General features: G+C 68.1%; 13 protein-coding genes. 10 read left to right on the plus strand and 3 right to left on the minus strand.

The genetic code is table 11. The features are described from left to right. Positions 1–113 precede the first annotated feature (113 nt). The 8 genes from ACN28G_RS15065 (at position 114) to ACN28G_RS15100 (ending at position 8,084) form a co-directional block, all read left to right on the plus strand. Entirely contained in the window at positions 114–956 is an 843-nt protein-coding gene (locus tag ACN28G_RS15065) for a replication-relaxation family protein (protein WP_421479460.1), read from the plus strand. 299 nt (positions 957–1,255) lie between these two features. Then, positions 1,256–1,945, plus strand: coding sequence for a hypothetical protein (locus ACN28G_RS15070; protein WP_421479461.1), 690 nt, complete (start codon positions 1,256–1,258; stop codon positions 1,943–1,945). A 76-nt stretch (positions 1,946–2,021) separates the two neighbouring features. Continuing rightward, complete coding sequence (locus ACN28G_RS15075; protein WP_421479462.1) at positions 2,022–2,741, plus strand: hypothetical protein; 720 nt, start codon at positions 2,022–2,024, stop codon at positions 2,739–2,741. Positions 2,742–2,755: 14 nt separating this feature from the next. Further along, positions 2,756–3,349, plus strand: coding sequence for a hypothetical protein (locus ACN28G_RS15080; RefSeq protein ID WP_421479463.1), 594 nt, complete (start codon positions 2,756–2,758; stop codon positions 3,347–3,349). Positions 3,350–3,519: 170 nt separating this feature from the next. After that, positions 3,520–4,845: a helix-turn-helix domain-containing protein gene (locus ACN28G_RS15085; protein WP_421479464.1), complete on the plus strand. Its 1,326-nt coding sequence runs from the start codon at positions 3,520–3,522 to the stop codon at positions 4,843–4,845. A 75-nt stretch (positions 4,846–4,920) separates the two neighbouring features. Further along, positions 4,921–5,910, plus strand: coding sequence for a DUF932 domain-containing protein (locus ACN28G_RS15090; protein WP_421479465.1), 990 nt, complete (start codon positions 4,921–4,923; stop codon positions 5,908–5,910). 113 nt (positions 5,911–6,023) lie between these two features. Further along, complete coding sequence (locus tag ACN28G_RS15095; protein WP_421479466.1) at positions 6,024–6,413, plus strand: hypothetical protein; 390 nt, start codon at positions 6,024–6,026, stop codon at positions 6,411–6,413. 627 nt (positions 6,414–7,040) lie between these two features. Then, a complete protein-coding gene (locus tag ACN28G_RS15100) occupies positions 7,041–8,084 on the plus strand; it encodes a C40 family peptidase (RefSeq protein ID WP_421479467.1) in 1,044 nt (347 codons plus the stop codon). Positions 8,085–8,137: 53 nt separating this feature from the next. Here the strand turns inward: ACN28G_RS15100 and ACN28G_RS15105 are convergent, their stop codons facing one another. The 3 genes from ACN28G_RS15105 to ACN28G_RS15115 all read right to left on the minus strand — a co-directional run bounded on the left by ACN28G_RS15105 (position 8,138) and on the right by ACN28G_RS15115 (position 11,914). Further along, complete coding sequence (locus ACN28G_RS15105) at positions 8,138–8,812, minus strand: hypothetical protein (protein WP_421479468.1); 675 nt, start codon at positions 8,810–8,812, stop codon at positions 8,138–8,140. Between the two features lie 163 nt (positions 8,813–8,975). Further along, the gene (locus ACN28G_RS15110; protein ID WP_421479469.1) at positions 8,976–11,147 is read right to left on the minus strand and encodes a hypothetical protein; all 2,172 of its coding nucleotides are present in this window, start codon (positions 11,145–11,147) and stop codon (positions 8,976–8,978) included. Then, positions 11,144–11,914: a hypothetical protein gene (locus ACN28G_RS15115; RefSeq protein WP_421480916.1), complete on the minus strand. Its 771-nt coding sequence runs from the start codon at positions 11,912–11,914 to the stop codon at positions 11,144–11,146. Before ACN28G_RS15115 ends, ACN28G_RS15110 begins: the two co-directional genes overlap by 4 nt. 347 nt (positions 11,915–12,261) lie before the next feature. On the opposite strand from ACN28G_RS15115, the gene ACN28G_RS15120 reads away from it, so the two are divergent. Together ACN28G_RS15120 and ACN28G_RS15125 are read left to right on the plus strand one after the other, a co-directional pair. Further along, a complete protein-coding gene (locus ACN28G_RS15120) occupies positions 12,262–12,648 on the plus strand; it encodes a hypothetical protein (RefSeq protein WP_421479470.1) in 387 nt (128 codons plus the stop codon). Positions 12,649–12,731: 83 nt separating this feature from the next. After that, the gene (locus ACN28G_RS15125; RefSeq protein ID WP_421479471.1) at positions 12,732–13,424 is read left to right on the plus strand and encodes a Crp/Fnr family transcriptional regulator; all 693 of its coding nucleotides are present in this window, start codon (positions 12,732–12,734) and stop codon (positions 13,422–13,424) included. Positions 13,425–13,470 lie beyond the last annotated feature (46 nt).

The following is a 13,470-nucleotide window of genomic DNA, read 5'->3' on the forward strand; positions in this document are numbered from 1 at the left end:
GGGCCCGGCCTGTCAGGTCCCTGGCCTGCCCGAACCCGCCAGCCGACCGACCCCCGACCAAGATCGACTCATCCAGACTCCCTACGGGATTCTCTCTCCACGGGGTGACCTTCATGCCACCATCGCGTGTCCCCGGCCTGCTGGCCATCTACCCCCACATCACCGACCGGGACCGGCTGCTCCTGCAGCTGCTCGACGACCACCAGGTCCTCACCACCGACCAGATCCACCGGATGCTGTTCCACGCCCGCCGTACCTGCCAGATCCGGCTCAACGAGCTGGCCGCCCTGGGCCTGCTGGACCGGTTCCGGTTCGCCCGCGCCGGCGGCGGCAGCCACCCGTGGCACTGGACCCTCGGCCACCAGGGGCACCGGTTCCAGGCCGCCACCCGCCGCCGGCCCGAACCGACGCTGCGGGCCTCCCGGCAGGCCGTGCACCGGATGTCGGCCAACCCGCGCCTACCCCACCTGCTCACCGCCAACGAGTTCTTCGTCCGGCTCACCGCCCACGCCCGCCACCACCGGCCGGCCCGGTTGGACCGCTGGTGGTCCGAGACGACCACGACCCGACGGTTCCGGACCATCACCGCCGACGGACACGGCGTGTGGAGCGTCGACGACACCACGGTCGGGTTCTTCCTGGAAGCCGACACCGGCACCGAGCCGCTGCCGCGGCTGGTGGCCAAACTCGACCGGTACGCCCAACTGACCCGCCGAGGCGGCCCCCGATACCCGGTGCTGTTCTGGCTCGCCAGCGAACGCCGCGAGGAACACCTCCACCGGTTTCTCGACGGTGACGTGCCGGCCGCCACCGCCACCCACGACACCGACCCGGCCACAGCGGTGTGGCTCCCCGCCACCGCCACCGGCCGGGTCACCCTCACCCGGCTGCCCAGCGACCACGGCCAACCGGTCGCGGACAACCCGAACTACGACGACGGCGTCTTCAACCTCTGACAGACCCTGACACACCTTCGGCGAGCCCTGTCACCGCAGCTCAACAACCCGACCGCCGGACCTGACAGAGCTGCTGCTGTCAGGTCACGGCGCTACGGTGCAGCTTCCTTTCTTTGCTCGCACCGCCGCCCGTCCCCACCCGGACCTGCCCGCGCCAACGCGATCACCCACAGCCCACCCCGGTCGGCCCGTGATCACGCCCGCGTCTTCTGGCAGCCCACCGATTCCGGACGCCGCGCCCGGTGGCACCACCGCGCACCCACCCATGCCCCAGCCTGCCCGCGAAGGGAGCACCCGCCATGCCCACCCACACCCCGACCGCTGCCACGGTGGTCACCGTCTGCTTCGCCCCCGGCGACGACGCCGACTGGTTCGCCGCCTCCGAGAAGGTCAACGACCTCATGCACGCCAACGGCACCCCGGCCCGCCGCTACCACGTCCGCCACCGCCGGCTGATCGGCTGGCTCACCCGCTTCTTCGGCTACTACCTGCTCGACGCCGCCCGCCGCTTCGGCACGGTCACCCTGGCCGCCGGCGGCCGCAAGAGCCGACTCGACCTGACCGGCACCGCCGCCACGGCCACCCACCACGCCGGTCTGCGCTGGCGGGCCTGGAACACCCACATCAACGCCACCACCAAACCCGCCCGCCCGTGGGAGGACTACCTGGCCCAACACCACGCCGACCCCACCAAGGTCACCCTCAACGAAGCACGCCGACGCTTCGAGCAACAGCCCCGCGTCCTGGCGATGCTCGCCCACTCCTTCGACCCCTACGAACTGTCCATCTACCAGGCCGGCGAAGCCACCTACGTCGGCCTGCACTGGCGTACCGCGCTCATCGGCGACGCCCTGATCACCACCGACGGCCGACTCCTCACCCCGGCCAGCAGCTCGGCAGCCGACCGGTTCCGGTTCCTCAACCACGCCTGCGGCTACCTGCGTGCCCTGCGCTCCGACGCGCACCTGTGCGCCGTCACCATCGCCTGACCCACCACCCACCCGGAGGCCGGCCGCCGCACCTGCGACCGGCCTCCCCCGTACCCACCGCCGAAGGAGATTCCCGGTGTTCCTGACCGATCCCGCGTTGCGGCGCATCGCCGCCGACACCAACGACGTCCTACCCGAACAGCTGTGGCGTCACGACACGGCCACCCTCGACCCGGTCGGCGACCTCGCCCGCATCCTGCACAAAACCGCCCGAGAGTTCACCACCAGCAGCGCAGCCCTCGACCAGGCCCTCTCCCGCCTGAAAACACTCGCCACACACGCCCGCCGCCGGCTGGCCACCCACGCCGACCTGCCCGTGGCCAGCTACGACCGCACCGCCGGCGACGCGCTCGCCGCCCGCGAACGCCACATCTTCCTCGGCGCGCTGCTCGTCACCGCCTACCGCGCCTGGCGCAACCACCGGCCGATCAGCACCGGCACCGAGCAACACCTGCTGCTGTACCCCGGCGACCCGGCACACGGCGTCGCCACCCTGCACCTGCACCACGACCGCACCTGGCTGATGGTGCCCGACACCGAGGCCGCCGACGCCTTCGCCGTCGCCCACCCCGGCCAGGTCATCGGCGAGCTCACCGAAACCTCCCAAGGCTGGACACCGACCGCCCACCCCACCGGGACAACGAACCAGCCCGACACGACCTGGCCACTGCCGGCCTGCGACGACCTCCCGTCGGCCTGCCGGTCGCTGCTGCGCTGGCGGCACCTGCACCACTCCGGACGCAAACGGACCCCCGACCAGCTCACCCCCGACGAACTCGCCCAGCTCCGCTCCTGAACCAGGAGATCCCCATGCAGCATCTCGACCCGATCGGCCGCCGGATCACCGAGGCCACCGGCCGCACCCTCGACCAGCACGCCGCCGACCCCGTCCCCGCCGCCGCGCACCTACCCGAAGCCGCCGCCAACCTGCGGCACCTGCGCACCGAACTGCTCCACACCGTCGACGGGCTCCGGACCCTGCTCATCAACGCCGACGACCTCGGCGGACCCGCCACCGCTGTCAGCGGCACGGTGAAGACGATCACCGACCTGAGCCGCGACTACCGCCACGCCCACGATCGAATCGACGCCCTCATCGCCGACGCCGCACGCACCGCGTACGCGAAGGCACACCCGGGCCGGCAGGTGCACCGCCGCTACGTCACCCCCGGCGACACCATCCTGGTCGTCCTGCCGCACACCGACACCTGCCGCCGGCAGAACCTCGCCGGGCAACGCGCCCACATCCGGGTCGGTACCGCCGACGCCCGGCTCCGCCTACCCGGCAGCATCAACCCGCTTCGGCTGTCCCACGCCGACGCCGGCATCTACCGCGACCCCACCGAGAACCGCCTCTACACCCTGCAGGTCGCCGCGCCGAGAAGCACCGTCGACGGCCGCTGAGCCCCGTACGGCGTCGCCCCGGCCCACAACCACCGGGCCGCAGCCCCACGCCACACCGGCACCGCAGCGCGCCCCGCGCCTGCCGTGCCGGCTGCTGCCCACGGCCCGGCGCACCACCGGCCGCACCCCCTTCCGGTGTCGGCCGATACCCCACGAGAAGGGAAATCCTGATGCCACACCAGCCCCTGACACCTGCCACACAGGCTGTCCTCGACGCCCTCACCGAACTCGGGCAGGGCGATGTCCACGCGCTGGCCGATAAGGCCGGCAAAGCCCGTTCCACCACCGAAAAGGCGATCAAGACCCTGGTAGACGCCGGATTGGTCTCCGCAGTGGACACCGGCCCGGAGGCGGCCGACGGCACCCCCACACGGTGGACCCTGACCGAGGTGCCCGAAGGCGCGGACAGTACGTCGCAGGACACCAGCCCCGACGAGACGCCCGCCGGTCCGGACGCGCCCACCGACGCGGGCCCGGCGGCCGACCCGGACACCGTTCACACCGAGCCGGACGCCGAAAGCGGACCGGACGGCCCCGACGATGAGCCAGCGGGGCAGTCCGCCGACCCGGTCGACACCGAGGCGCAGGATCCGGCCGACCGGGAAGCCGAGGCCGACGACCCGCAGAACACGGCACCGGGCACCGAGCCGGGCGACGACGATCCGGAGGGGCCCGACGAGCCGACCGACCCGAACGGGGACACCGACGCCACGGCAGGACCGCAGGGCGAGCCGAACACCCGCGGCGACGAGGTGCTCCGGCCTGTCGCCGCGCTCACCCCGGTACGGCCCGGTGACCGAAAGATCATGGCCATCAAGGGCGTACTGGCCGACCACGGCGATGACGCCGCGACCCTGGACACGATCGTCGCCGAGAGCGGCATCGGCCACGCCACCGCCACCCGGCTGCTCACCGCGATGGAACAGGCTGACGCCGCCCGCCGGCTACCCGGCCTTCCGCAACGGTGGGTCACCGGCCCGACCAAAGCCAGCGAGGTTGACCCGAACCCGGAACCGCCCCGCTGCCCGCTGTGCCGCCAGGTCCTCCGTGGCCTCGCGACCGCACCCCACACCACGACGGCGGTGGAGCCACTGATCCGCCCCGACGGCACCCTGCACATCGCCGGCCCCGACGGCGACATCCACGTCGTCACCCTGCCCGCCCGCACGTCCCCGCGCACGACGGGCCTGCCCCGCTACGCCGGCCGACACGGCGGCGAGGGCACCGTCAACGCCGACGGCAGCCAGCCGTTCGGCCGAGGCGAGCTGGAGAAGCACACCCTCGACGTGCTGACCGGCAACCCCGGCATGGCCATGACCCCACAGGACATCGCCACGGTCCTCTCCGGACAACTCAACCGGGCGGTCAGCAACGGCGCCGTACGCAACAACCTCACCAAGGCCGCCGCAGCCGGGCGCATCCTCCTGGCCTCCGACGCCCCACTGACCTTCGTCTACCCGGCGCAACCCGATTCGGACACCACCACGCAGCCCTGACCCACAATCCCCGACCCGCGGTGGGGGCCGAGCCACATGCTCAGCCCCCACCGCAGCATGGAGAGAAGAAACCCTGTGCCGCACGAACTCGAAACCTTCGCCGACGGGACGACCGCCTTCGCGTCCGCCCGCCTGTCGGCCTGGCACCAGCTCGGCACCGTCACCCAGGACACCATGCGCGCCGAAGAGATCATGGCCGCCGCCCGTCTCGGTGACTGGGGCGTGCGCACCATCCGCACGGTCGGCATCGACGTCGTCAACGGCGTCGAGGTACAGATCCCCGCAGACGACAAGCGGATGACCGTCCGCCGTAACCCCGTCACCGGTGTCACCGAGTACCTGGGTGTCGTGGGCACCGATTACACGGTGGTCCAGAACGAGCAATGCGCGGAACTCCTCGACCGCCTCGTCGACCAGGTCGGCGGTGCCCACTTCGAAACCGCCGGCAGCCTGCGCCGCGGCAAGAGCGTCTTCGTGACCATGAAACTGCCCACCAGCATGCACATCGCCGGCGTGGACCGCCTGGACCTCTACCTGATCGGCACCACCTCCCACGACGGCACCGCCGCCCTACGGGTCGACGCCAGCCCGATCCGGGTCGTCTGCGCCAACACCCAACGCGCCGCCTTCGCCCACTCCGTCGGCCACTACACCTTCCGACACACCTCCAACGTCAACGCCCAGATCAGCCAGGCCCGCGAAGCCCTCGGCCTCATGTGGACATACATGGAGACCTTCGAACAGGCCGCCGAACGGATGATCCAGACCGACCTGACCATGCGCGCGTTCGAGAACGTCGTCGCCCAGGTGTGGCCGGTCAAGGACACCGCCTCCGACCAGACCCGCAACAACGCCAAGCAACGCCTGGGCACCCTCAAGTACCTCATCCGCGAGGCCGACACCCAGAAAGCCATCACCGGCACCCGATGGGCCGGCTACCAGGCCATCACCGAATACCTAGACCACTACCAGCCCGCCAAGAACGCCACCGTCCGCGCCAACCGCGTCGTCACCGGCAACGCCGGCGACCTCAAAGTGACCGCCTTCGACCTGCTCAAGGTCTGACCACTCCGCAACCTGTCGGGGCAGCGGCCGTCGCAGGCCGCTGCCCCGATCTGGCATCGAACTGGGGAACCCGTGAGCACCATCCGGTACGGCACCAACCAGGCGGACAGCCGATGAGCAGCCACATCCGCCACCCCCGCGACCCCCGGCAGTCGGTCTGCGGAGTACCCGCCAGCGACATCCGACGGTGGGAGACCGAGAACCCACCACGCCACGACCACACCTGCGAGGACTGCTACACCCTGCTGCCCGAAGCCGCCCGCCCCGACGACGCCCACCACCCGCCCGGCGACGCCACCCTCATCGACACCCTGCGCCACATCGTCGCCAACCGTCAGTACGCCAAGATCGACGGCGTCCTCGTCGACGTATGGTCTGCCTCCGTCACCATCCTCATCTGGGACCAGCTCCGCGACGACAAACGCCAACGGTTACTGACCCTACTGATTCTGCGCTGCGTCGCCATCTACAGCCGCCTGAGCGAGAACCACGGCAGGCAGTGACCGCGCCCCGACCACCGACCTGACTCGCACCACCCCCACGCACCGTCGTACGCCTCGGACATCGTCCAGCCACGGCGGTGGCCGCAGGCGTGCGCCCGTGCACCACCCCGGGAGGACTCCGATGGCATACACCCCGCCCTGGCAGAGAACCTGCGACTGCCGCTGCATCCTCCACCACCACCGAACGCGCACCAGCTACAACGACCCCGACTGCGCCTGCACCATCACCTGTGCCACCCAGCCCCTCACCCTCCTGGCCGGCCGCCGGAACGGCGCCTTCTTCCTCAACCCCCACGGCGACCACTCTGGCACGTCCCCACCATCACCAACGGCACCTGGGACTGGGCCGGCGCGGCACCAGTCGACAGTCAAGCCGACCTACGCGATCCCAACCGACTCATCGAGCACCTGCTACGCCACATCGCCCCGGTGCTCGCCACGCCCGTCGTCTGACCCGGAGCACGGTGCGCCGCCCACGTGGGCGGCGCACCGCTCTTTCTGCGTATCCGTGACCCGGTGCAATCGCCCAGGGTGCCGCCGCCGAAAAGGCTCCAGTCCGAACCGCGCACCCACCCCACCGGCCGGGAACTCACGCAGACCCGGCCCCTGCCCGAAAGAGCCGTCACCATGACCAGGATCGTCACCGCCGTTGTCACCGTCGTCGTCGTAGCTTGCCTCGGCCTGCCCGCACTCCTACTGCCGGCCGCCACCGGTGGCAGCTCCGGTCGTTGCGGCTCCACCTTCACATCCGTCGCACGCCCCACCGGGCATCCACTCGAAATCGGCAGGTGGGACAGCGAACAAGTCGAGATTGCCGCGACCATCGTCGATGTCGGCGTCACCCGAGGCGTACCCCGCTGGGGCTGGGTCGTCGCCCTCGCCACCGCCATCCAGGAATCCGGCCTCCGCAACCTGCCCCACCTCGGTGACCGCAACGACCACGATTCCATCGGAGTCTTCCAACAACGCCCGAGTCAGGGCTGGGGCACTCTCGCGCAACTGTCCGAACCGGCTTACCAGACCGGCAAGTTCTTCACCAAGCTCCTGGCAGTGCCCGGATGGGAGTCGATGCCGCTCGCCGAGGCCGCGCAGGCGGTCCAGGTCTCCGCCTTCCCCGAGGCGTACGCCACATGGACTGACGAGGCCCTACGCCTGGTGGAACACCTGACCGGCACCCTCACCGATTGCAGCACCGACGCGTTCACCGCGCTGCCGGACGGATTCACGCTACCGGCTGACACCCCGCCGCCCGTGACCACGGCCGTCCTCTGGGCCGTGAACCAGCTCGGCACCCCGTACCACTTCGGCGGATCCTGCACCGACCCCCACTCCGACGACCCCGCCAAGCAGTGCGACTGCTCCTCCCTCATGCAGGCCGCCTACCGGGCCGCCGGCATCATCATCCCCCGCGTCACCACCGACCAGGCCAACAGCGGCCGACCAGTCGCCAACCCGGGTCTCCTCCTGCCAGGCGACCTCATCCTCATCCCCGGCAGCCTGGGAACGCTCTCGAATCCCCGCCACGTCGGCATGTATCTCGGCAACGGACTCGTCATCCACGCTCCGAGCACCGGTGATAGTGTCAAGATCATCTATTTGGATGCCTGGCTGAGCCGGATCGCCACGATCCGGCGGGTTGTTGCTGGTGAGAGCACTACTTCTGTCCGATGACCCCCGGCGTCGATTGGTGCCATCGAAGGCCTGCCTGTCAACTTCGGCCGTCATCACACGGCCCCATTGCGTCCCGCTCCCGCCGCCTTGTGATTGGCCCTCCGCCGCTCGGCGAGAATATCGAACGAGGTGGCCCGTTCGTAGGCGTCGTCACTGTCGAGACGATCGACCAGCAAGTCGTCCAATCGTTGATCGGCAGCGTGGCGTTCGGCGAGAAGATCCTGAACGACAGCCGCCAGAGCTTCATCGGTCAGGCGTGCCGCACCACCGGCCATCGGGCTGTCGACCAGCTTCTCCAGGACCGTCAACCAGTGCTGGCTGAGCCGATCCGCATACTGCGCCTTCATGGTGTCCACATCGTGCTCGCAGTCGAGTTTGATGAGCTGCTCCCAGTAGGGACGGACAGCCTGTTTCACGCCCTCATCCAACTCAACCCAGACGTACGGGTGACACGTCAGGCGCGCACTTCCGCGTTCGAATCGCCAAGGGCCATCCTCGGCCAACCGACGCTGCAGCTCCACCTCCAGCTCTCTCGCTCGGTGGGCCGGGTAGTTACGTGCCCGAGCTGCGGCAAGCCGTGTCAACGCCCGCACCGCGTACGGCGTGCACGCCTGAGCAGAGCCATTCAACACCTCTCGGCTGATGCCATCGGAGGACCACACAAGAGCAGCCCGAATATTGAAGGTGAAGACATGACCTCGGGCAGAAACCACAATCGGTGTCGCCACGGAGTGGCGCTCTTTGAGCCGGCCCGGCGGAGGTGGCGGCGGCGAATGAACGGGCTCGGGCCCCCGCAGTATCAGGAGCATGCGTTGCCACGTGCGGCGCAGCCACCTCGTGACATGACGCCAGCGTCCACTCTGGCCTGATGTTGCGGTTCTCAGGAACATTCTACCAATCCTTGATCGTTGGTTCGAGCCACTCCGGCAGCCCTTCCGGCGATTCCCTCATCCGGCCAAGGTGGAATTGGAGTCGACGACGCAAGGTCAGATCCTCCGCCATCTCGTTGACCATCGCACCCACTGACTTGCTGCAGCTCTCCTCCTGTTCGGCCTGGTGAAGCCACTGACCGAACAGGTGCCAGGCGGTCTTTGACATGCCAGTGGCAACCAGCGACACCCGCCAGAGGCGGACAAGATCTCCGACCTCGATGGCGCCTCGGTTCAGGCCTGCCATCAACTCCGGTAGGTCGCTCGGCAGATCGGCAACCGGCTTGGCAGCTAGCCGGAGGAAGGCATCAGCCGCATGTCGCTGCAGTGGGACATCCGCCGACCACTGGGCAAGTTCGGCGATGATCTGATGCGCCCGCTGGGGCTGGTACAGCTGATGTACGCCCTCAGCGACCGTGGAGTCGTACTGTTGCATCTGATCATGCGCGATCCGACGCAGGTCCGTGAGACTCCAGCTCAGATCAGGTTGCCGCAGTCCACTTGCGTACACCCGCGCGGCGGTGTCCCGTTGGTAGTTGCGCTCACCCTGGGTCCAGTCGCGCAGCTTCCAGCGGACCAAGTGCCCCACCCGACCTCCCATGTCCGCCGTCACCACCGCCCATGCTGCGGCCTGCCGAACCCGCGCCCGAGGCGCGGAGGCCCAGCCGTCAACGAGATCGGCGCAGACGCGGTGGAAGTCATGGTGGAGCAGTACGCCGGCGGTCGCTGCGGCGGCTCGCCGGACCGGCTCATCGGCGGAAGCGAGGGTGTTCAGCCAGCTGAGCAGTGCCGGCCTGGTGCTGTCGAACTCGTGCCATGCCTCGTCGATGATGGCGCCCCTCAGAGCACCGTCCCGCAGCCAGGCGGTCCGCGATGCCCCATCGCGCGGGCGCGCCTTCTCGCGGCCATCGTGCCAGTCCACGGCGAGTGGGCCGAGCAAATCGGCAACTGGATACTGCAGGGCCATCCTGCCCCAGCCGGTACGTTCGGCCTGGTCGTCGATTTCGGTCAGCAGAAGCCCTGCGGCTTCGAAGACGTCATGCAGCGGTTCTCCTACGCACACGGCGTACGCGATTCGGAAAGCACGTTGATGCTGGTCGGTCCGACGCGGTGGCCGTTGGTCCTTCAGGCAGTCCGACCGCAGTATCTCGGCCGCCCGGCTCCGACGCCGGGGTTGCGAAAGTTCGAGGACCTCGTTCAGTTCGTCTTCTTGCGCCGGGAACCGCTCGGCCACCAGTTTTGCCATCTCCACCACCTCGCGGGGCCCGTAGCTGCTGTTCAGCACGGAGGCGAGGATGGTTTGGGACCGGGCCAGGTAGTCGGCCACCGCTTCCGAGTTGTGGTGCCCCGCCTTGTGAAGCAGGTGGCGTAGGCGTCTGCCGAAGACAGCCGAAGGGACTGCCGCTGTGAGGTACACCTCTGCGCTATGCGTCAGATCAGCCGGCCGACCAGCATCACGAATGAGCAGAAAGCTGGCCTCCCGGCGGCGGAACACCTCCCCCACGCGGCGCATCGTCTGCACGTGGTCGTGGTCAAGCAGCCGTAAGAGATACCCGTGATCCGGCTGAATGCTGTCGACGGCACGGTGCAGTACGTCTGGGTCGACATCCGTGGGCAGGAGAATCTCGTGGATGCGGTCCGGTGCGTGCCGCCGAGCCAGAGCGATGCAAGCGGTGCTGAACCGGCCGGTATGCGATCGACCGGTCAAGCAGGCCGTCGATCGGAGGCTGAGCAGGTCCACCAGAGTCTTCTCGGTCGTCGTGTCCGCATACACTTCCGTGAGCTCCGGCACGCCAACGAGATCTCTGATGATCGGTTGCTTCGGTGGTTGCCCCTCCACGTTTATGACGCGGAGGACATTGTTGTTGCCGAAGGCGTTGACGCCGCTGGCATGGACGCCCGAGTAGTAGGCCGAAAACCCTGCACCGAACAGGTCCTCGCCAATCTGGGGATCCAGCCGAAGCGAGTCAGGGGCAATATCATCCTCACGCTCCCTGAGGTGCTCGGGTGCGTCCTGTGACGGCTCTTGTGGATCCTCTTTGCCACCATCGGGCCGGGCAAGCGCCTTCTGCTCCTTATCTTCCTCCGAGGAGGCAGAGGCTTCGTCAGGCTTTTCGGGATCGGGCTCACTCATGAATGAGGCCGCCAGGAATCACTGGGCAGAGCTGCCGGAGCTGAGATCGAGTTGCCGTTGCCGAACACGTTCGTGCCGTGCGAGGTGATGTCGCGAAACACCTGTCCACCGGCGGGCGGATACGAGTGCGACGTAGAGTGCCTCGCCTCGGCCGACTCACCCGCCCTGCCCCTGGGCCCCTGGTCACCGATTCCACTGCCATCCGCCGAGGACAGGGCAGCAGCCGCATTCTCACCAGGGACGTAGATCCAGGCGACTGCCTCGAACCCCTTCTCCGGCAATCTCGCGATCACTCGCAGGAACTGGTCAGGACGGGGGTCCCGGTAGTTCTGCACGATGTCCTGGTAGATCCTGTCGGAGACCATGAGGGCGATCTGCGCGCCGGGATGCCGACGGAGCACTTGTCGCAGCTGCGGCGAATCAACCAGTCGGCAGACGAACACCACCGCGTCGCTGGGAAACCCACCGACGCCGCTCAGGTGTACCGGGCCTTCGTGAACAGCGAGCCGAAGACGGATCCGTGCCTCATCGCTCAGACCCCGGTTGTACTCGCGTAGCAGGCGATCCAGCGTGGGGGTCAACCGTGCGACCACTACCCGTTCACTTGTATGCGGGGGGAGGATTGCAAGTTCTCCGTCCCCGCCGTGTTGGATCTTCCAACTGTCTCGGTCCAGGCCAAGCTCGGCACAGGCGCTCTTCATGATCTCCTGAAAGCCCAGTTGGGCACGGTACTGCAGGACGTTGTCCCGCTTGCTGTAGCTCTCCATGTCCACTGTGATGACGATCCGCCGGTCCGGATCTGCAACCTCAACCACCCGTGACTCCTCCCGTAAGACGACGCTCGATCAGGAGATATATCTACCGGCTACACACCCTGAGAACTCCATACAAATATGGGATATCCACAATCTGTCGACTCGCCGACACCCCGTAATTCGATCGGTTGCCCTGCGCTGCCGTGCAGTTCACTCAAGGTATGAGACCTACTCGGAGCACGGACCGTCATGACGGCTTCGACTGCTGGCGCGACCTACAAATCGGCCTACTGGTAGCCGCATCGGTGCAGAGATCCATCCGACACGCCGACACCAAAGCCGTCGCCCTACTGGGCGTCGTGGGCACCGTGGGTACGGTTGCCATGGACCGAGTACTGCCGGCACTGCCGACCACCACGATCGCCCTCACCGTCACCGCTGGCCTGCTGATCGCCGCAGTGGGCAGCCTCGCAGTCGCCGCCTGGCACCTGCTCCTAGCGGTGCTGCCTCGGCTCGATACACCCGCTGGCACCAACCGCTTCGCCTTCCCCAGCCTGGTAGCAGCAGGTTCGCCGGCACACGCCACGCTCGACCTGCAACGAGACGAGGCATGGGACTACGCCGTGACCATCGCTCGTATCGCCGCCGAGAAACACCAGCGGGTACGCAGAAGCATGTCGTGGCTCGTGGTCACAGCCCTCTCGACCGCCGGCCTCGTGGCTCTCGTCCACATCGCGGCCTCCTGACCCACAACAAGGCAGTATCTCAGGGTGGCGATTTCGACGCGGAACGTGAATCATGGTCTCGCACAGGGAGCCTGGGAGGCAAAGTGCAGGAGAAGACCTGGCTCGCCGGTACGTTCCTCGGGCGCCTCAGCCACACCGCCCGCAAGCAGCTGTTCGCTGCCGGGGTCCGCCGCTCCGTCCGCGAGGCCCAAGTCGTACTACGCGAGGGTGACCTCGAAACCTACGTCGTGGTGCTCGAAGATGCCCTCGCCAAGGTTACCGCCGCGATGTCCGACGGCCGGCAGGCCTTGTTGGCGATACGGATGTCCGGCGACATCGTCGGTGAGACCTCCGCAATCAACGCCACGCCGAGAACAGCCACGGTGACCGCCTGCCGACGATCCACCATCCAGATCGTGCACCGGGACGCATTTCGTGCCTTCCTTCATGCCAACCCGGAGGCGGCCATGGAGGTGGCTGGCATCGTCGCTGATCGGCTGCGCTGGGCCGACACCCGGCGTGTCGACTTCGCATCCTGCTCGGTCAAGGTCCGACTGGCCAGGGTGCTCTTGGAAATCGCTGTGGCTTATGGCCGGCGAAGCACCTCCGGTGTGGTCATCGGTGTCGGGCTGAGTCAGGCGGAGATGGCGACCCTCTGCGGCGCGGCCGAGATCACCGTCCAAAAGGCGGTGAGCAGCCTGCGCAAGGCTGGGATCGTGGCAACCGGCTACCGCGAGATCATCGTTCGGGACATCGATGGACTACGTGAAGTCGCGGAGGTGGACCTCGCGCATTGATCGCCCGTTCGGAAGCACCCGATCCCGGCACCGTGATCGCGATCCC

Source organism: Micromonospora sp. WMMA1923 (assembly GCF_049179195.1).
Classification (GTDB): domain Bacteria; phylum Actinomycetota; class Actinomycetes; order Mycobacteriales; family Micromonosporaceae; genus Micromonospora; species Micromonospora yangpuensis.